Annotated in this window: 16 protein-coding genes; 10 read left to right on the top strand and 6 right to left on the bottom strand. The window is 61.4% G+C overall.

Annotation, left to right across the window (positions count from 1 at the left end):
• Both H7C18_RS06540 and H7C18_RS06545 read left to right on the top strand, forming a co-directional pair.
• Positions 1 to 267: integrase core domain-containing protein (locus tag H7C18_RS06540; protein WP_185128234.1), on the top strand; the 267-nt coding region annotated here is incomplete at its 5' end.
• A gap of 380 nt (positions 268 to 647) precedes the next feature.
• Positions 648 to 872: a hypothetical protein gene (locus tag H7C18_RS06545; protein ID WP_185128235.1), complete on the top strand. Its 225-nt coding sequence runs from the start codon at positions 648 to 650 to the stop codon at positions 870 to 872.
• Here H7C18_RS06545 and H7C18_RS06550 read toward each other — a convergent pair.
• From H7C18_RS06550 to H7C18_RS06565, 4 genes are all read right to left on the bottom strand, one after another.
• On the bottom strand, positions 848 to 1576 hold the full coding sequence (locus H7C18_RS06550; protein WP_185128236.1) for an ABC transporter permease: 729 nt from the start codon (positions 1574 to 1576) through the stop codon (positions 848 to 850). The genes H7C18_RS06545 and H7C18_RS06550 overlap by 25 nt on opposite strands.
• 3 nt (positions 1577 to 1579) lie before the next feature.
• Entirely contained in the window at positions 1580 to 2302 is a 723-nt protein-coding gene (locus H7C18_RS06555) for an ABC transporter permease (RefSeq protein ID WP_185128237.1), read from the bottom strand.
• Positions 2303 to 2304: 2 nt separating this feature from the next.
• Positions 2305 to 3222 (bottom strand): ABC transporter ATP-binding protein, encoded by a 918-nt coding sequence (locus tag H7C18_RS06560; protein ID WP_185128238.1) that lies wholly within the window; start codon positions 3220 to 3222, stop codon positions 2305 to 2307.
• A 92-nt stretch (positions 3223 to 3314) separates the two neighbouring features.
• Positions 3315 to 4706, bottom strand: coding sequence for an MFS transporter (locus H7C18_RS06565; RefSeq protein WP_238357520.1), 1392 nt, complete (start codon positions 4704 to 4706; stop codon positions 3315 to 3317).
• A 112-nt stretch (positions 4707 to 4818) separates the two neighbouring features.
• On the opposite strand from H7C18_RS06565, the gene H7C18_RS06570 reads away from it, so the two are divergent.
• Entirely contained in the window at positions 4819 to 5514 is a 696-nt protein-coding gene (locus H7C18_RS06570) for an ArsR/SmtB family transcription factor (RefSeq protein ID WP_185128239.1), read from the top strand.
• Position 5515: 1 nt separating this feature from the next.
• Here the strand turns inward: H7C18_RS06570 and H7C18_RS06575 are convergent, their stop codons facing one another.
• The gene (locus H7C18_RS06575; protein WP_185128240.1) at positions 5516 to 6907 is read right to left on the bottom strand and encodes a HAMP domain-containing sensor histidine kinase; all 1392 of its coding nucleotides are present in this window, start codon (positions 6905 to 6907) and stop codon (positions 5516 to 5518) included.
• A 4-nt stretch (positions 6908 to 6911) separates the two neighbouring features.
• Complete coding sequence (locus H7C18_RS06580; protein ID WP_185128241.1) at positions 6912 to 7583, bottom strand: winged helix-turn-helix domain-containing protein; 672 nt, start codon at positions 7581 to 7583, stop codon at positions 6912 to 6914.
• 143 nt (positions 7584 to 7726) lie between these two features.
• Here H7C18_RS06580 and H7C18_RS06585 point away from each other — a divergent pair, with 143 nt between their 5' ends.
• The 7 genes from H7C18_RS06585 (at position 7727) to H7C18_RS06615 (ending at position 20342) form a co-directional block, all read left to right on the top strand.
• Positions 7727 to 9553: a sensor histidine kinase gene (locus tag H7C18_RS06585; protein ID WP_185128242.1), complete on the top strand. Its 1827-nt coding sequence runs from the start codon at positions 7727 to 7729 to the stop codon at positions 9551 to 9553.
• Positions 9546 to 11075, top strand: a complete 1530-nt coding sequence (locus H7C18_RS06590) for a response regulator transcription factor (RefSeq protein ID WP_185128243.1) — start codon at positions 9546 to 9548, stop codon at positions 11073 to 11075. The genes H7C18_RS06585 and H7C18_RS06590 overlap by 8 nt, the downstream gene beginning before the upstream one ends.
• Positions 11076 to 11242: 167 nt before the next feature.
• Positions 11243 to 12736, top strand: a complete 1494-nt coding sequence (locus H7C18_RS06595) for an ABC transporter substrate-binding protein (protein WP_185128244.1) — start codon at positions 11243 to 11245, stop codon at positions 12734 to 12736.
• A 79-nt stretch (positions 12737 to 12815) separates the two neighbouring features.
• Entirely contained in the window at positions 12816 to 13748 is a 933-nt protein-coding gene (locus H7C18_RS06600) for an ABC transporter permease (RefSeq protein ID WP_185128245.1), read from the top strand.
• A 118-nt stretch (positions 13749 to 13866) separates the two neighbouring features.
• Positions 13867 to 14775, top strand: a complete 909-nt coding sequence (locus H7C18_RS06605) for a carbohydrate ABC transporter permease (protein ID WP_185128360.1) — start codon at positions 13867 to 13869, stop codon at positions 14773 to 14775.
• Between the two features lie 102 nt (positions 14776 to 14877).
• Positions 14878 to 17130 carry a glycoside hydrolase family 3 N-terminal domain-containing protein gene (locus tag H7C18_RS06610; RefSeq protein ID WP_185128361.1) on the top strand — a complete coding sequence of 751 codons (2253 nt, stop codon included), beginning with the start codon at positions 14878 to 14880 and terminating at the stop codon, positions 17128 to 17130.
• Positions 17127 to 20342, top strand: a complete 3216-nt coding sequence (locus H7C18_RS06615) for an alpha-mannosidase (RefSeq protein ID WP_185128246.1) — start codon at positions 17127 to 17129, stop codon at positions 20340 to 20342. Before H7C18_RS06610 ends, H7C18_RS06615 begins: the two co-directional genes overlap by 4 nt.
• Positions 20343 to 20394: the final 52 nt, after the last annotated feature.

Here is a 20394-nt window from a genome sequence, read left to right on the forward strand (position 1 = left end):
GAATTTGACAACCGCCTGATTTCGGAGGCGCTAGCTACCTTCGGCATCCAGCGTTCGCTGAGCAAGAAGGGCTGTCCGTATGATAACGCAGTCGCTGAGGCTACGTTCAAGATTTTCAAAACGGAGTTTGCCAACCAACGACAGTTCCAAAGCCTGAAGCAGTTGTCGGTGGAGCTCCGTGATTATGTCCACTGGTTTAATGAGCATCGGATTCATGGGACGTTGGGTTATCGAACGCCCGCTGAAGTCAGACGGTTGCCCTCATAATCGTTGTCCAGTTTTGTGTTGACAATCCAGTAACGAAATTCCGCTCGCTCAGGGTCGGCGATATGGGCTGAATCGTGAGCCTAATCGATGCCGGGGCGGACTCTCGATCCCGGGGAGGTATCCTGAAGAAGGAGGCTGACTGCATGAATTCGCGTGGGCGCCGTTGCGTAAAAACGGGATGGAGCGTTGTAAGGGGGACTGAACGAAAGGGATATCGAGATACGCGGGGGAACGCTGCGGAATGCCAGAAGCCTGAGCAAATGGGATATCGATGGAAAGGGGGAGCAGCGTCATCATCAGCGGGACCTGAGCGAAGGGCATTTCGAGGGATAGCGAAAGAATGGAACTGTCGGAGGGGGGGCTGAGCGAAGGGGACAACGATGGAAGCGGAAAGAACCGGCATCGCCAGCGGGAGCCTGACCGAAAGGGATATCGGCGAAAAGCAAAAGAACAGCCACGTCAGCAGCAACCTGAACGAAGGGGAGCGCAGGATGGAGCAGGCGGAAAGATTCGGGGCGGGAAACCGCGGATTCGGAACAAGCGGCAGAAAGAAACGAAGGAGGCTGCCCGCCTCCTTCGTTTATACGGCTTTCTTGGCGAAGTAAGTCCAACCGGCGGCGAAGAAGAGACAGAAGCTGCCGAGGACGACGATGAGCAGCGTCTCCATGGAGATGTTGAACGCACCGTAGTCCTGCCCTTGCGTGCGGGGAAGCATGGCGAGCATCGGCTGCGTCCACGGGTCGTACGGGCCGAATCTCGCCGAGTTGGCGACGAGAATGTTCGGCAGCGTCAGCACGACGTTGATCGCGAGCGGAGCGGCGAAGCTCTGCAGCGCAACGGAAGCGAACAACTGGAGCGCCGCCAGCGGGAGGCAGGCGACCCAGCCGCCGGCGAACGACGTTGTAAGCTCGCGCCAAGGGATCGGGCCGTTGAAGCCGTGGGCGAAGCCGACAAGCAGCAAGGCGGCGAAAAGCAGCAGCTGCGTGACCGCGAGCATGAGCATGACGAGAATAAATTTAACGACATAAACCTGCGTGCGCGAGACCGGCGAGGCGAGCATCGATTTCCATCCGCCGCCCGCGTGCTCGTAACGGCATAAGAGGGAGGCGTAAACGCCGGTCAGCAGCGGCAGGAACAGCATGGCGTGCAGCACGGACATGAGCGACAAGGCTTCGATCCAGGGGAAGTCGCCTTCCTTGTTGGCCGCGAAAAGGCCGAACAAGGCGGCGATCAGCGGGCTGACGAGAACGAGCAGCCAGATGACGGAACGCCGGATCTTGATCCATTCCGAGCGCATCATTCGCCACATCGGTTACTTCACGTCCTTTCGTACGAATTCGGTCAGGCCGACCGCAAACACGACGATTCCGAATGCAACCCCGGCGGCAACCGCATAGAGGGGATCGTTTGCGGAGACGGCCAGCTGCGGCCACTTGTAGGGCACCCAATCAGGGAAGCGGGCCCCGGCGAATAAGGAGACAATCATGCCGATGATGCCGACGGTCAGCGGCACCGCCTGATTGGCCATTGTGACGGAAAGCCAGGCCTGCAGCGCGATAAAAGGCATGGAGGCCAGATAAGGATAGAAAGCGTCGGTCAGCAGATCGGACCAAGGGATCGATCCGCCGCCAAGGCCGAGCGTCAAGCCGAACGCGGCGGACAACGGCACGAGCAGCGCGCTGGAGACGAGCAGCAGGAGCGCGGTCAGCACGAATTTCCCGGCGAACACCTGCCGCTTGGACACCGGAAGCGCCAGCGTCAGCTTCCAGGCGTTCATCTGGTGCTCGATGCCCGCCGACATGGAGGCGACGATAGCGAGGCCCATAAGCAGCGCAGGCATCGCCAGCATCGATACGTCGCCGATCAACGCGTCCCATACTTCGCCGGGCTGTTTGCCCCTCACCAAATAGTCGTAGCGCAAGCCGAAGTTAACGCCCTGAAGAGCGACGACCCCGAGGGGGCCGGCGACGACGAGGACCCACAGCCACTTCCGGCGGATCTTCAGGAATTCGGCGGACAAAATGCGCAGCAGCATCGTCACAAGCTCCCTTCCGTACCCGTCATCTCGAGGAAGATGCTCTCGAGCGAAGCGGATTCCTCTTCCACCCGGTACACCTCGTAGTCCGCTTTGACCAGCTGCGCCACGATACCGGCCACGGTACGATTATCGGTCTGTGAAGCGGTCAGTACGCCGTTCTCCCAGCCGACCGAGTGGCCGTGCGACAGCAGCGTTCGCCAAGCGGCTTCGGGTTCGCTGACGGAGAGGCGGATACGGCCTTTGGCCTGGTCGCGCAGGCGCTGAATGCTGTCCTCGTAGATCAGCTTCCCTTTGGAAATAATGCCGACGCGAGTGGCCATCTGCTCCACTTCGGAGAGAAGGTGGCTGGAGATCAGAATGGTCACTCCGCTCTTGCCGGGCAAGCTCTTGATCAGCTCGCGGATCTCCTGGATGCCCGCCGGGTCGAGACCGTTGGTGGGCTCGTCCAGCACGAGCAGCTCCGGATCGCCGAGCAGCGCCGTCGCGATGCCGAGCCGCTGCTTCATGCCGAGGGAGAAGCCTTTGACCGCGCGGTTCGCATCCTTCGTCAAGCGCACGATCGACAACACCTCGTCGATTCGCGCTTTCGGCACGCCGAGCAGGCGCCGGATCGCTTCCAGATTTTCGACCGCGGTCAAGTGGCCGTAGTAGGAAGGGTACTCGACCAGGGAGCCTACTTTGCGAAGGATGGCGATCCGCTCCTTGCGAATATCCTTGCCGAACACGCGGATGCTTCCGTCCGTCGGCTTGGCAAGGCCGAGCAGCATGCGGATCGTCGTCGTTTTGCCCGCGCCGTTCGGCCCGAGGAACCCGTAGATGTCTCCTCGTCCGATCGCCAGGTTGACGCCGTCCACCACTTTTTTGCCGCCCAGTCTCTTGGTCAGGTCTTTCGTTTCGAGAATCGTATCGCTGGCCATGTTCTCTTCACCTCTGAACCCATTGTAAGGGCCGCAGGTTAAAAGATATGGAAGGCCGAGTTTAAGAACGGTTTAAAAAAAGGGCTTCGGCGTCAACCTTCCGGCCGGCGGCGCCTTGAGGCTACGACGAATACCGTCAGGCTGAGCACGATGGTGGCGGCCGCAAACAGCCAGGCTTCGCGCAGGCCGCCGACGAACGTGTCGATGCCGGAACGGGAATGAGCCGTGATAATCGCGGCGGCAATCGCCGTGTAGCAGGCGATGCCGAGATTTTGGACCATCCGCTGGATCGCCCCCATCGTTCCTTGGATGTCCCGGCCGGCGGCGCTCATCATGGCAGCCGTATTCGACGGGAGAAACAATCCCGCGCCAATGCCGTACAGCCCCAAAAGAGCGGCCATTCCCCAAGGCTGCCAGTCCGCTTGCATGGTGCCGAGAGCGCCGTAAGCCGCCGCCATCGCGACCAGGCCCGCCATCATGGGACGAACCGTTCCCGCCCGTTCCATGAGCCTTCCGGAGCTCCGGGCGACGAGAACAAGCCCTAACGGGCCGGACAGATTGACCAGGCCGGCTTGCCAGGAGTCGAGATGCCGCGCTTGCTCCAGGAAGTAAGGAGGGAGGATGAATCCCAGCGAGGTGGCTCCGCCAAGGACGAAGATCCCGAGCACAGGTGCCGTGAAGCCGATGCGCAGAAACAGCTTTAAATCGACGATCGGCCGACTCGTCCGCATCTCCCGGCAGACGAACAATGCGAATAACACGGCAAACAGGACGAGGGGACCCCACGTCGCGGTGCTCAACATTCCCGATCTCGACGCCATGGCCAGTCCTTGCAGCAGCGACAGGACGGAGGCGGACAGCAGGAGATGGCCGGGCAGGTTCATCGGAACGGCGTTTTTCGGTCCGTTCACGCTTTTGCGAAGGCAGGAACAGCCCCACAGACCGGCCGCCGCAACGGGAATGTTGATCCAGAACAGCCATCTCCAGCTGCCTGCGGACAGGATCAATCCCCCGATGCCGGGCCCTAAGACGGGACCCAGGCCGAGGAGGACGGCGAGCAGGCCGAACGCCGGACCCTGCCGCTCCTTGGGAATGGCGGTCGTGATAATGGCGGTCGCGGTTCCTTGAAGCATGGCGGCGCCAATTCCTTGCAGGGCGCGGAAGGCGATGAGCGTTCCCGGCGAGCCGGAAAGTCCGCAAAGCGCGGAGGCGGCGAGAAACACGAGCAGTCCGGCTCCATAAACGGTCACGCGCCCGTACCTGTCCCCCAGCCTGCCGAAAATCATCACCGTCCCGACAAGCGCCAGCGTGTACAAGGTAATGGTCCAGGTCATCGTCGCGATGGAAGAATGAAACGTCCGTACCCATGTCGGCAGCGCGATGTTGACGATTCCCGTATCCAAAGAAGACAGGAACATGCCGCAGCCTGCGGTAAGCACGACCAGACGGTCGGCACGCCCTGCTTGCATCCGATCTTGATTCATGAAACGATCCCTCCCGGCACCATTATAGAATGCCGATATTTCACGCTTCATCGAAATGTCGAAATGGTATACTTGAAGGATCATTCGGGAAAATCGAAAGGAGCGGCGCGGTATGACGATGTTTTCTCCGATCTCGAGATCGGCTTCGCTGATCGGCGACCCGACGCGTACGGCCATTTTGGTCGCTCTGATAGACGGAAGGGCCCTCACGGCGGGGGAACTCGCAAGGATGGCCGGCGTATCTCCGCAGACCGCAAGCGCGCATCTGAAAAAACTGACGGAGGGCGCGCTGATCCGCAGCGAGGAACAGGGGCGTCACCGTTATTACACGCTCGCCGGACCCGAGGTGGCCCGCGCGATCGAAGCCATCGCCGCGGTATCGCCGCCGCCTCAGGTGCGATCCTTGCGTCAATCCAATCACAGTAAGGCGCTCGAACGAGCTCGGACATGCTACGACCATTTGGCCGGGGAATTGGGAGTGGCGCTGACGGAAGCGATGCTTCGAATGGAATATCTTTGCGAGAGAGAAGGCGGGTATCGGGTAACCGATCGGGGCAAGATTTGGCTGCAGCGTTTCGGCATCCGTTCTCTGCCGCCAAAGGCGAACCTGGACGAGGTGCCTCATCATATCGATTGGACGGTCCGCAAATATCATTTGGCGGGACCGCTCGCGGTTGTCATGATGAGGAGACTGTTCGAGCTGGAGTGGATCGAGAAGGGGCTTGTTCCCCGCTCGGTAAGGTTGACCGATCGGGGACGTACGGCATTCCGCGAGGAGTTCGGCCTGGATCCGACCTTGTGGGCTTGATTCAGGCCGGGCGAATGACGACGGTCGTTCCTTCCGGTCCCGTCCGGACTTCGCTGCGCAGACGCATGTCCTTAAGCATGAGCGAAGCGATTGACAGGCCGATGCCGGCGCCTTTTTCCTCCGACTCCCCGGTCATGCCCGGGCCGCGGTCTTCGATCACGATGCTGCCGCCGTTTTCCGCCGACACTTTGAGAGCGACGTAGCGGCCGGCTTTCGCGTGGCGCAGAACGTTCTGCAAGTAATTGTCGACGACCCGTTCCAGCCACTGCGGGTCGGCTTCCCAATAGACAGGCTCTTCCGGAAGGTCGGAATCGATCTCGAAGCCGGCCTGCTCGAACGCCGGATACCAGCCGGCCAGCTGCGTCCGGGCCATCCGGACAATGTCGATGCGGCGAGGGTGGTACGGGTATTTGCCCGAGGACAACAGCGTGAAGGAGAGGAGATTGTCGATCAGCGTTCCCAGGAATTCGATCTTTCGGTCGATCAGCCGGAGAGACTCTCGCCCCTTGTCGCTGATCGCTTCTTCTCCGAGGCCGTAAGCATGCCCTCGAATCGCGGTCAGCGGCGTCCGCAGGTCGTGCGACAGCCGGGCGATCAGGTCGCGCCTCAGCGCTTCTTCCTCGGCCTCGCGTTCCCGGCTTCGCTCCAGCTTGCGCACCATGACGTTGAAAGACTGCTCCAATCTGCCGATCTCGTCCGAACGGGCCGTCTCGACCGGGGCCGGGATGCCGGTCTCCGAAGGAGCCGTCATGGCATTCTGGAGCTGCACGAGACGCCGCCGAATGCGATAGAAGAACAGCAGCGAGACGAACAGGAACAGCCCGAGGACGAGCAGGATTCCGGAGACGAAGATCGTACCCTGTCTGGCATCGATCGCGGCGGCGGTCGATTCGAACGCTTCCCGCGGCACCTTGAACACCATAAAACCGCGGTCGTTCCCCGGCTTGTCGCCGAGAAAGGCCACTACGGTATAGATACGGCTGTATGAGGAATTCTTCATGAACTGGACGGTATAAGAAGCGGTCCAGTTCGCCGGGAGATCTTGTCCTTCCGGAAGCTGAAGGCGCGTCGTTCCGCTGCCGTCCACCCAGAATAGGGATGCTTTCGGGTAGGCGTCCTTCAAACGGCGCAATTCCGCATCGATCTGCCCGGGCGATGCGTTCGCCAGCTTGGCGGCTTCCCGATGCCATATCTCTTCGAGGTGAGACGAGCTGCGGTAAGGCTCCGTCGTCTCGCGGTGGCCCGTCCAGGTCTGGAACACCGTCGCGGCGGAGACGAGCACAAGGGCGAACGGGAGCAGCACCATCGCCGACAGCACGATCAGCAGGTACTTGGTCATCAAGGAGTTTCGGAGGCTGAACCGCCTTTTGCCGCTTCCTCTTCCCGCGTTCATGCCTTCACCTCACCCGGTATCCGATGCCGCGAATCGTCTCGATAATCTGCGGATTCCCCGGATCCCGTTCGATTCTCTCCCGCAAGTAACGGATATGGACGTTGACGGTCTTGTCCCCTTCCAGGTACGGCTCGCCCCAGACCGCCTCGTAAATTTGTTCCTTGGTCAGAATCAGCCCGCGATTGCGGAGAAAATACATCAGGATCTGCAGCTGCTTCGCCGTCAGCGGAATCTCTTCGCCCGTCAGACTGTCGGTAACGGTCTGCAGCTCGGGCCGGATCAGAAGGTGGCCGCATTCGATCTGCCGGTCGGCCGCCATGCCATGGCGCCGAAGCAGCACTTCCAGTCTTGCGGCCAGCTCGTCCGGATGGAACGGCTTCGTCAGGTAGTCGTCCGCGAACCCGAGCCCCTGCAGCTTGTCGTCCATCGACGTTCTGGCCGACAGCATCAGGATCGGCGCGTTCGGCGCTTCCTTCTTCAGCCGCTTGCCGACCGTAAATCCGTCCAAGCCGGGCAGCATGACGTCGAGTACGATCAGGTCGGCTTCCCGCGCCCGCTCGACCGCTCCGTCTCCCGAGATCAGCCAGTCCACGACGTAGCCTCTGCGCTCCAGATCCTCCTTGACCCAGCGCCCGATGTCGCGGTCGTCTTCCACGTACAGCACCCGTTTGGCCACCTGCTCCTCCCCCTTTCCGCTGCTCGATTATTCCCTATATTAGTCGATAGGCTTCCCCGAGGGGAAGTTAATTTTCGGTTAAAAGGCGGCATGGCGAACATGCTATAATGGAGGGACACCATGCGCGCGGGGGCTGCATTCCGTTGAGACTCGGCAAAATTTACCGCAATTACATACAGAACAACCTGTTCGTAAAGGTCATTCTCGTCTTCGCCTTGATCGTCGTGGCGACGATCATCACGCTCTCCTACTTGCTCTTCAACTTCATGTCCGCGCAAGTCCGGCAGAACGAGCTCAAGGAGCAGAAGGAGCTGATGGATCGCGTCAACCGCTACCTGGAGCAGAAGTACGCCGGCGTCGAGGCGGACGTGCAGGAGATCTACCGCAACGGCGTGCTCGCGAACAATGTCTCCTACCTGTTGAAGCATTCTTATCAGGAATACATTCAATATACGCTCAACGAATCCTCGGTCGGCAATGCAGGGGCGGCCAACGCCCTCGATTTTTTCGGTTCCATTTTCGATTCGGATCCGGACGTTCGCAACGTCATCGTCTACAGCTCGGAAGTGCAGCAGCTCTACGTCTACAGCTCGCCCGTCACCCCCAAGCTGTACAGGACGGACTTGACCCACTCCTACATCCCCGACATGATGTCCCTGGAAGGCCCGAACGCCAACATCCCCAACATCTGGATCCGCAAGACGATCAACCAGTGGGACACCCGGCTGTATTCCATGCGGGCGCGGATCAACGACAAGAATACGCTCAAGAACATCGGGCAGCTGCTCGTCTACTTCGATTCGGAGCTGATCCGCAAGGCCCTTCCGCAGAATTCTGCGGGAACGAAAGGCCAGATTCTGGTGCTGACGCCGGACGGCCAGGTGATGTTCGATACATCGGGCTTATACTATGGGCAGAAGTATCCTTACTTCAACCGGATCAGTTCTTTAAAGGAGGAGGGAACGCTCGAGGAGCCCTCCTACATCTCCACGCTGTCCCAGAGCGATGCCGGATACACGATCGTCGGCGTCATGCCCAAGAAGGAATTGACCAAAGCGACCGCGGCCCTAAGGCGGACGATCGTTCTGATCAGCTTGATCTGCATCGCGGTCGCCATCGTCATTCCTTCGCTGGTCGTCATCAGCATCGCCCGGCGAACGAACAAGATCGTCCGGTTCATGAGGAAGGTGGAGGGCGGAGACCTGGGCGCCCGGCTTCACGACGACCGGGACGACGAGCTCGGGCAGATCTCGTCAAGCTTCAACGACATGGTCGAGGAGCTGGGCCGCATGATCGACCGGGAATACAAAGCGGAGATCCGGCTGAAGCGGACCGAGCTGGCCGCCCTGCAGGCGAGAATCAACCCCCACTTCCTGTACAACACGCTGGAAGTGATTCGGATGCGGGCCATGTCCCGAGGGGCCGACGACGTCGCGGAGATGATCTACAGCTTGGCCACGCTGTTCCGCAATTCGGTGCGCACGAACGCGGAATGTTCGCTCGCCGAGGAGCTCGAGATGTGCCGGCTTTATCTGGAGCTGTTCCGAATCCGATATAAAGATAGGTTCTCTTATACAATCGACTGCGATCCGCGGCTCGCTTCGCTCTCGGTGCCGAAGATGCTGCTTCAGCCGCTCGTGGAAAATTATATCGTGCATGGGATGGAACCCCGCCGCACGGACAACCGCATCGAGATCGGCGCATCGCTCGCGGACGGTCTCGTCGCGATCCGGGTGCGGAACAACGGCCGTCCGATCGAGACCGAGCGGCTGGAGCAAATCCGGGCGGACTTGAACAATCCGGAGGAAGAAGGAGACTCGTTCGGTTTGCGAAGCGTCCACAGCCGGCTGAAGCTGATCTACGGGCCGGAATACGGCGTCGAGCTTTTGAGCGCGGACGACGGCACGGAAGTAACGATGCGCTTCCCCTTAGAAGCCGGAGAGAAAGGAGCGGACAAAGGAGATGTATAACGTATTCCTGGTGGACGACGAGCCGTTCATCCTCGAAGGGCTGTACGATACCGTCGATTGGCCGGCATTCGGGCTGGAGGTCGCGGGCAGCGCGGAGAACGGGGAAGAGGCGCTGGCGTTGATGCGCGTGACGCCGGTCGATTTGCTCATCACCGACATCTCGATGCCTTACATGAACGGACTGGAATTGATCCGCAGAGCCCGCGAACTCCGGCCGGAGCTGAAGGTCGTCATCCTCAGCGGCTTCAACGAGTTCGATTACTTGAAGGAAGGCATGCGGCTCGGCATCGAGAATTACTTGCTCAAGCCGATCAACGTCAAGGAACTGAACGATACGCTGCGCACGACGGTAGAGAAGTTGGACAACCTCAAGCCGGGCGCCCTGATGAGCGAAGACAGCGTTCAGATGATGACGGACAACACGATGTTCCGGTGGGTCAACGGGCGCATGAGCGAAGCCGAGTTCGCCGAACGGGCCGCTATGCTCGGCATCCGGATGAACGAGCCGTACGGCTTGGCGGCGGTCCTGCGGCCGGCCGCATCCGACCCGGAGACGTCGGAGCGGGCGTTCCGGACGGCGGCCGAAGCGGCGGCGGAAGGCGAAGACGAGGTGGCGTTCCGCGATATGAACGACGACATCGTCATCGTCGCGGGTCTTCGCGATCCCGAAGAAGACAAGCCGAGGCTGCTGCAGCGGTTGGCGAAGCTCCGCAAGCGGCTGGAGCCGGTCGCCGCCGTCCGTCTGTCGCTCGGAAGCGTCTATCCGCTGCGGGGGCAAATTGCCGAGAGCTACCGCGAAGCGAAGAAGGCGCAGGAATATTTCATGATGTACCCGGAATGGGAATGGGTCGATTACGGCGATACCGCGGCGGTGAAGCGCGAAGAGCTGACGGCTTTCCCGATCGATTGGGAAGACTATGCAAGAAGGCTGCTGGCCAAAGACCGGGAAGGGCTGTCCGGGCGGATCGCGGGCGATTTCGAGGAGCTTCGCCGCCGCGAAGGAATGACGCCCGCCGGGCTGCAGGCGATTGCGGCGGAGCTGATCGTCCGCTTCAAGATGGAATTGCAGGCGGTCAAGCATGAGGAGGAGCCGGAGCTGTTCTCGCTCGGCTTCGAGCGCGTTCGGACCGCGCCCGATTACGCCGGCCTGGCCGAAGCGGTCCGCCTGACGGCCGAACGCTGCATCGATTCCCTCGAACGCGACGCGAGGAGCCCGATCGTCCTTCAGGTGCTTGCCGAAATCCAGGAGCATTATGCGGAAGAACTGTCCCTGAAGGCGCTGGGCGCCCGGTACCATATTCATCCGGTCTACCTGGGGCAGCTGTTCCAGAAGGAGACCGGCGAGAACTTTACGGAGTACATCAACCGTTACCGGATCGACAAAGCCAAGGAGCTGCTGAAGTCTTCCCGCCTGAAGGTGCACGAGATCGCGCGGGCGATCGGCTATTGGGAGACCGGGTACTTCTACAAGCAGTTCAGGAAATACGTAGGCATCTCGCCGACGGAATTCAAAGGCCTATAAAACGCGAGCCGCCAGGGGCGAACCGGCCCGGCGAAGCTTCGACCGCCCTCGCGGCGGTCTTTTCTTTATTTAGAACCATGGTTTATTAAGTTTGTGTTCTATTTGAAACGGTTTTCATGAATTACGATTGATTTGTAGATGATCTTATCAAGGAGGGCATTAGAAAGATGAGCAACAAGAAACGGCTAGGCGCGACGCTCACCGCAGTCACGGCTTTGTCGCTCGTGCTCGGCGCGTGCGGCAGCAGCGGCAGCAACAACAACGCAGCAAGCTCCGCTTCCGGAAGCTCCAGCTCCGAGAAGCCGGTGAACCTAATCTGGTACACGATCGGCACGCCTCAAAAAGACGTGGACAAGGTCATGGCGGAAGTCAGCAAATACACGAAAGAAAAGATCAACGCCACCGTCACCATGAAGATGATCGACTGGGGCGACTACCAGCAGAAGATGCAGGTGCTCGTCGCTTCCGGCGAGCCGATGGACATCATGTTCACTTCCGCCGGCGGCTTCGATTACGTGCAGAACGCCCGGAAAGGCGCGTTCCTGCAAATCGACGACTTGCTGGACAAGTACGGACAAGGCATCAAGGACACGATCGATCCCGCTTTCCTGAGCGGCACCAAGGTTGACGGCCACAACTACGGCATTCCGGCGAACAAGGAGCTGCCGCAGCTAGAGGTGTGGCGTTTTAACAAGAACGTAGTCGACAAGTATAATCTGGACATCTCCAATGTCCGCTCGCTCGAAAGCATAGAGCCGCTGCTCAAGAAAGTTAAGGAAAACGAGCCGACCTTCACGCCGTTCGTGATGACGAAAGATTACGTGCCGTACGTGCCGTACGACTATCTGATCACGAACCTGCCGATGGCCGTCAAACTGGACTCGCCGGACCACAAAGTCGTCGACATCCTCGAGACGGACGAGATGAAGCAGGCGCTGGAAACGATGCATAAGTATTATACGGCCGGTTATGTCGCTCCCGAAGCGGCGACGACGGGTTCCACGACCGACTTGGAGAGCACGGGCAAATGGCTGCTCGACCGGGCGCAAACGCAGCCGTTGGCCGACAACGTTTGGTCGGCAAGCTTCGGTTTTCCGGTCGTCTCGACGCCGGCCAGCGATCCGATCATCACGAATACGTCGGTTCAAGGATCGATCATGGCGATCTCGGCCAACTCCGAGCATCCGGAGAAGGCGATGCAATTCCTGAACCTGCTCAACACCGACCCGGTGCTCCGCAACATGGTCGACTCCGGCATCGAGGGCGTCCACTACGAGAAGACCGGCGACAACCGGATGAAGAACTTGCCGGAATCTAAAAACTACGACATGCCGTCCTATTCGCTCGGCAACAACATGCTGCTGTACCTGAACGAGAACGATCCGGACGACAAGTGGGAGCAATTCAAGAAGTTCAACGCTTCCGGCGTGCCGTCCCCGATCCTCGGTTTCAACTTCGACACCACGAAAGTCGCGACCGAGCTGACCGCCGTGCAGAACGTCAAGGAGCAGTTCTGGTCCTCGCTCATGACCGGAACGGTCGATCCGGCTACGTACCTGCCGAAGGCGATCCAGCAGTTCAAGAACGCCGGCCTCGACAAGATCATCGCCGAAGCGCAAACCCAACTGGACGCTTGGGTGGCGGCGAACCAACAAAAGTAATAGAAGCGCATCTGCAAAAGATGGCAGGATCGGGCGGGCGAGGTTCGCCCGATCCTTTTTCATTTAGGAGGGATTCATCATGGGCGGAACGTTCTTCCGCAATCTGAACCGCAACAAGGCGATGCTTCTGATGGTATTGCCGGGAGCGCTTTGGTTTCTGTGCTTCTCCTACCTGCCTCTGGTGGGGACGATCGCGGCCTTCAAGCAGTACCGGTTCAGCCGTCAAGGCTTCCTGTACAGCCTGGTCCACAGCAAAAACGTCGGCTGGGACAACTTCAAGTTCCTGTTCAGCACCGACGCCGCCTGGACCATTACGCGCAACACGCTTTTCTACAATATCGCCTTCATCTTCCTGGGACTGGTCTGCTCCGTCGCCATGGCGATTCTCTTGTCCGAGCTCGTGAACAAGAAGATGGCCAAGCTGTACCAGACGGGCATGTTCCTCCCTTATTTCCTCTCATGGGTCATCGTCGGCTACTTCGCGTTCAGCTTCCTCAGCCTGGACCGCGGATTGCTCAACCATATTCTCGGCTCCTTCGGCGGCAAGTCGCTGCAATGGTACTCCGACCCGACCTATTGGCCGTACATTCTCGTTCTCGTCTACCTGTGGAAGTCGGTCGGCTACAGCAGCGTCGTTTATCTGGCCTCCATCATGGGCATCGACAGGTCGCTCTACGAAGCGGCCATGATCGACGGAGCCAGCAAGTGGCAGCAGATTCGCAGCATTACGCTGCCGTTGCTCAAGCCGATCATCATTATCATGACGCTGCTGGCGGTCGGCAAAATTTTCTACGCGGACTTCGGCTTGTTCTATGAAGTGCCTCGCGACTCCGGAACGCTCTACTCGGTGACCAACGTTATCGACACGTACGTTTATCGCGGTCTGAAAACGACCGGCGAGATCGGCATGAGCACGGCGGCCGGGCTTTACCAATCCGTTGTCGGCTTCGCGCTGGTCATGATCTCCAACTTCGTCGTGCGCAAGATGGACAAGGACAGCGCGCTGTTCTAAGAAAATTACAGGGCTCCCTCTACAGTGCTCGGATTCAGCTCGGAGCGTCGCGTCACTTTTGGGGGCCGGTTAGAAAGGAGAGTTCATCGTGTCTAACGTTCAAGTATCCGGCGTTGCCGTGAAAACGAAAAAACGCAACTTCCAGCAGATCACGAAGGGCTGGAACGTCATCTTCAACCTGATCGCGGGCATCTTCGCGTTCCTGTGCGTGTTCCCGTTCCTTTTCGTCGTCATCATCTCCTTCACGGACGAGAAGACGCTCGCGACGGACGGGTACCGGATCATCCCCGCAAAATGGAGTCTCGAGGCGTATCGATACGTGTTCCAGACCGGGGATACGCTGCTGCGTTCCTACGGAGTTACCATTCTGGTCACGGTCATCGGCACGATCGTCAGTCTCATCATGATTTCGCTGTATGCGTACGCCATCTCGCGCCGCAGCTTCGCGTACCGTCGGTTTTTCTCATTGTTCGCGGTGTTCACGATGCTGTTCAGCGGCGGGATGATTCCGACCTATATCGTCGTTACGCAATTGCTTCACCTGAAGGACAGCGTCTGGGCTCTCATTCTGCCGCTGGCTATGAACGCCTTCTATATCATGATTCTCCGCACGTTCTACCTGACGAGCGTTCCCGACGCCATCATCGAGTCCGGAAAAATCGACGGCGCCGGCGAATTTCGCATTTTCTTGAGGCTCGTGCTGCCGTTGTCGCTGCCGGGCCTGGCGACCATCGGCCTGTTCAGCACGCTCGGCTATTGGAACGACTGGTTCAACGCGCTATTGTATATCGACGATCCGAATAAGGTTCCGCTGCAATCGATGCTCATGCGCATTGAATCAAGCATCCAGTTCATTCAGCAGAACTCGGCGAACAGTTCGATCAGCCTCGCCGCCTTGCAGTCGCTGCCGCAGGATACGGCCCGCATGGCGATGGTCGTGCTGGCGACGGTTCCGATCATTTTCGCATATCCGTTTTTCCAAAGGTACTTCGTACAGGGCTTGACCGTGGGATCGGTCAAAGAATAATCTCAGGCCGGGGGATGGATCGTGGTGAGACCGAAGGACGACCGGGGATATCGGGACCCGGCCAAGCCGATTGGCGAGCGGGTAGAGCTTCTGCTCCGCGAGATGACTTTGGAAGAGAAGGCCGGCCAGCTGGTTCAACCGTTCGGCTGGCAAGCCTATGAGCATACAGACGGGAAAATCGAGCTGACGGAAGCGTTCCGGCGGCAGGTGGAGCAAGGCGGCGTCGGTTCGCTCTACGGGACGCTGCGCGCCGATCCGTGGACCGGCGTCACCCTAGAGACGGGGCTGACGCCCGCCCAAGGCGCCGAAGCCGTCAACGCCATTCAGCGGTACGCGATCGAGAACTCCCGGCTCGGCATTCCGATTCTGATCGGCGAGGAATGCTCGCACGGCCATATGGCGATCGGGGCGACGGTGTTCCCGGTGCCGCTGGCGATCGGCAGCTCCTGGAACGCGGAGCTGTACCGCGAGATGTGCCGCGCGGTCGGCGCGGAGACGCGCTCCCAAGGCGGGGCGGCCACGTACTCGCCGGTGCTGGACGTCGTCCGCGATCCCCGCTGGGGACGGACGGAGGAATGCTTCGGCGAGGACCCGCACCTGATCGGGGAGTTTGCGGTCGCCGCCGTGGAAGGCCTGCAGGGCGAGCGGCTGGACGGCGAGAACGCCGTAGCCGTCACGCTGAAGCACTTCGCCGGCTACGGCAGCTCGGAGGGCGGCCGCAACGCGGGGCCGGTCCATATGGGCTGGCGCGAGCTGCTGGAGGTCGACCTGCATCCGTTCCGCCTGGCGGTGGAAGCGGGCGCGGCCTCGATCATGCCTGCGTACAACGAGATCGACGGCGTGCCGTGCACGGTGAACGGCGAGCTGCTGGACGGCGTTCTGCGCGGCAAGTGGGGCTTCGACGGCATGATCATTACCGATTGCGGCGCGATCGAGATGCTCGCGAGCGGCCACGACGTGGCCGCGGACGGCCGGGAAGCGGCGATCGCCGCGCTGGAAGCCGGCATCGACATGGAGATGTCGGGCGTCATGTTCGGCAAGCATCTGGCGGAAGCGGCGCGGGAAGGCCGGCTGAGCGAGGAGACGCTGGATCGCGCCGTGCGGCGGGTGCTGGCGCTCAAGTTCAAGCTCGGCCTGTTCGAGCGGCCGTATGCGGATCCGGAACGCGCGGCGGCGGTCATCGGCAGCGAACGGCACGCGGAGCTGGCCCGCCGGATGGCGGCCGAGGGCATCGTGCTCCTGAAGAACGAAGGCGGGGCGCTGCCGCTGGACGCTGCCGGCTGCGGCAGGATCGCCGTGATCGGCCCGAACGCCGACCAGGGCTACAACCAGCTCGGCGATTATACGTCGCCGCAGCCGCCCGGGGCGGTCGCCACGGTGCTGGCCGGCATTCGCGCCAAGCTGGCGGACGAGCCGGAGCGCGTCCTTTACGCGCCGGGCTGCCGGATCCGCGGCGACGACCGGGAGGGCTTCCCGGCGGCGCTGGCTGCAGCGGAAGCGGCCGACACGGTCGTCATGGTCGTCGGCGGTTCGAGCGCCCGCGACTTCGGCGAAGGTACGATCGACCTGAAGACCGGCGCTTCCAAAGTGACCGGCGATTCCTGGAACGACATGGACTGCGGCGAAGGGATCGACCGCTGGTCTCTGGGCCTGTCCGGCGTGCAGCTGGAGCTGATCCAGGAGATTCGCAAGCTGGGCAAGCGGCTGATCGTCGTCTGCATCAACGGCCGTCCGATTGTCGAGCCGTGGGTGGACGAGCAGGCCGACGCGATCGTGGAAGCCTGGTACCCGGGACAGGAAGGCGGACACGCGATCGCCGATGTGTTGTTCGGCGACGTCAATCCGTCCGGCAGGCTGACCGTCTCGGTGCCGAAGCACGTCGGGCAGCTGCCGGTGTATTACAACGGCAAGCGTTCCCGCGGCAAACGGTACCTGGAAGACGATTCGCGTCCCCGTTATCCGTTCGGCTACGGACTGAGTTATACCGAATTCGAATACTCGCGGCTGTCGGTCGAGCCGGCCGTCCTGGCGGCGGAAGGAACGGCGACGGTCAGCGTGGACGTGACGAACGTCGGCGCGCGTTCCGGCTCGGAAGTCGTGCAGCTGTACGTCTCCGACGCGGCAAGCCTGTATACGCGGCCGCTAAAGGAACTGAAGGGCTTCCGCAAGCTGGAGCTGGCGCCGGGCGAGACGCGCACGGTACGCTTCGCGGTCGGGCGCGAGCAGCTCTCGTACATCGGCCGGGATCTGGAGCCGACGGTCGAGCCGGGGCTGTTCCGCATCATCATCGGCAAGAACGCGGAGGAGGAAATCTTGTCCGCCGAATTGCTCGTCCGGGAGGAGGAAAGTCCATGAAAGGCGTAGAACAACGAATGGAACGATTCCTGCGCGAGCTGTCGGAAGCGCAGTGGCTGGAGCGGGAGAGCGTTCGCGATTGGGAGATCGAACGCGCCGACTATGCGGTGCCGGGCCGTTACGACGGCCGGGCTCCGTATCCGCAAGGGCGGGAGCTCGATCCTTTTCCCAGCAAGCAGGGAACGACTTACTTCTTCCGGCGCAAGCTGGAGCTGCCCGGCGAATGGCTCTCTTCGGGGGCGCTCGTCGGGCTCTTGTTCGAATCGGGCGGCGAAGGGCTGCTGCGGGTAAACGGCGTCTCCGCCCAAGGACTGGACCGCAACCATACGTTCGCCCCGCTCGACCCGGCCCGCGTCGGAACATCCCCGCAGGTCGAGATCGAGCTGTTCGATCCGGTGCCGGAGCCGGTCGATCCGCTCAATCGCCAGGCGAACATTCAGCCGCCGATCGCCGCGGTGCGCAGCGAGCTGGTCAAGGCCAACCGCTCCGTGCAGAGCTTGCTGTATGCCGCTGCGGTCGTGCGCGATTCGGCGCTGCTGCTGGCGGAGTCGGACCTGCGGCGCACCCGCATGCTGGAGGCGCTGTACCGGGCGATGGACGGCTGGACGAATCTGGACGAGGCGTCGGTGCGCGAAGGCTCGGCGGTCGCGGCGATCGAGGCGGAGCTGACGGCTGCCGTCCGCGCCGTCGGCGGCAATGCCGAGGGGACGCTGCAGATGGTCGGGCAGTCGCACATCGACGTCGCCTGGCTGTGGCCGGTTCGCGAGACGGTGCGCAAGACGAGCCGGACGTTCTCGACCGTCGACGCGCTGATGCGCGAATATCCGGAGTTCAAGTATGCGCAGAGCCAGCCTCAGCTGTTCGCCTTCCTGAAGGACAACGATCCGGAGCTGTTCGAGAGGGTGAAGGAGCGCGTTGCCGAAGGGCGCTGGGAGCTGGTCGGCGGCATGTGGGTCGAGCCCGACCTGAACATTCCGAGCGGCGAGTCGCTGATGCGGCAGATGCTGTACGGCCAGCGGTTCTACCGAGAGGAGTTCGGCCGGACGTCGGACATCGAATGGCTGCCCGACACGTTCGGGTACTGCGCTTCCCTGCCCCAGATCCTGAAGCACGGCGGCGTCCGCTACTTCATGACGACGAAGCTGAACTGGAACGACACGAACGTATTCCCTTACGACTTGTTCCATTGGGTCGGCATCGACGGCACATCCATGCTGTCGTACCTAAACCACGGCGTCAACGAGCATACGCGGACCAAAGACGTTCACGAACATTGGCAGTCGTATCGGCAAAAGGCGGTCCACCCCGAGCAGATGCTGCTGTACGGCCACGGCGACGGGGGCGGAGGCGTGACCCGGGAGATGGTGGAGACAATCGCGCGCTCGGATCTGATGGTCGGCCAGCCGGCCAGCCGGATCGGCACGGCGGCGGATTTCTTCGCCGGCATCGGGAAGCGGGATCCGAAGCTGCCGAAGTGGCAGGGAGATCTTTACCTGGAGCTGCATCGGGGCACGTACACGACGCACGGCCGGAACAAGCGGCACAACCGCAAGGCCGAAGCGCTGTACCGCGAGGCGGAGCTGTGGCATTCGCTGGCGCGGCCGCTGTTGGAAGAAAGTCGGGACGCAGAGCTGCGCAGCCGTCTGAACGAGGGCTGGAAGCTGCTGCTGCTCAACCAGTTCCACGACATCATTCCCGGCTCGGCGATTACCGAGGCTTACGTGACGTCGGAGAAGGAGTACGGCGAGATTTTCGCCGCAGGCCGCTCGAATCTGCAAACGGCGCTGGAGACGCTCGCCGGATCGATCGACACGTCGGCCGGGGAAGGAACGCCGTTCGTCGTCTTTAACGGCCTCGGCTGGGAGCGGGATCTGACGATCGAGCTTCCGGTCGAAGCCGGGACTTGCGTTCAAGCATTCGACGGGGAAGGCCGCAGGCTGTCCGCAGACGAGTGCGGGGCCGAAGAGGATCTCGCGGCCGGAGCGGACAACGCGGCCAAAGGGAACGTTGCGACCGCGGATGGCGCGGCGAGCAAGAAGGCCGCAGGCATTCTGACACTCGTCCCGGCCGTTCCGGCGTTCGGCTACAAGACGATCTGGCTGCGGACGGCGGAAAAGGCGGCGGAGTTCTCCGACGACGCCCGCCGGGCCGAGGCCGAATGGCTGGCCGACGGCGTATGGGAGACCGCGGCGTATGCGGTCCGCTTTAACGAGCGGGGCGAGATCGTCCGTCTGTACGACAAAGCCGCCGAACGGGAAGTCGTTCTACAGGGCGAAGCGGCGAACCGCTTCTGCTTCTTCCACGACCGGCCGACGCTGTGGGACGCATGGGACATCGACGACCGCTACGAGGAGCAGCCCGCCGGCGAGGCGGAGCTTCTGGAGCGGACGCTCGTCCGGCGCGGCCGGGCGGCCGATGTGCTCCGATTCCGGTGGCGAGTCGGCCGTTCCGAGATCGAGCAGGACGTGATCTTCCGTCACGCCGACGGTCGGATCGACTTCAAGACGCGCGTTCGCTGGAACGAGGCTCACAAGCTGCTTAAAGTGGCTTTTCCGATCGATGTCGTGGCGGACAAGGCAACCTACGAGATTCCGTTCGGCGCGCTGGAGCGCCCGACCCATCGCAATACGAGCTGGGAACAAGCGCAGTTCGAGGTGTGCGGCCACCGCTTCGCGGACGTATCCGAATTCGGATACGGCGTCAGCCTGCTAAACGACTGCAAATACGGCTACGATATACAGGGCTCCGCCATCCGGCTGTCGCTGCTGCGCGCGCCGAAATGGCCGGACGATACCGCCGATCTCGGGGACCACGAGTTTACCTACTCGCTTTATCCGCATGCCGGGGATTGGCGCGCCGCGCATACGGCCCGCCGGGCGGCCGAGCTTAACGCCGACTCTGCCTTCACGCAGACCGGACGGCACCCGGGCTCGCTTCCTTCGGAAGGCTCGCTTCTGCCGTTCGAGGGCGGGCACATCGTGCTGGATACGGTGAAGCCGGCGGAAGACGGAAGCGGGATCGTATTGCGTTTCTACGAGTCGGCCGGAGGCCGGGGAACGGCCGAGTTCGGCTGGCCGCATCCTTATGGGCGGGCGGTGCTCTCGAACGCCCTCGAAGACGAAGGCGAGGAGCTGGCACGCGACGGAGAGCGGATTCAACTGAAATTCGCCCCGTACGAGATTAAGACGATTAAACTTTTGCCTCATGAATAATTCGCGATAGGCTCGCCCCGCGCGGGCCTTTCGCCACGAATACGAGCCTTTG

The organism is Cohnella zeiphila, assembly GCF_014212055.1.
Lineage (GTDB): Bacteria > Bacillota > Bacilli > Paenibacillales > Paenibacillaceae > Cohnella > Cohnella zeiphila.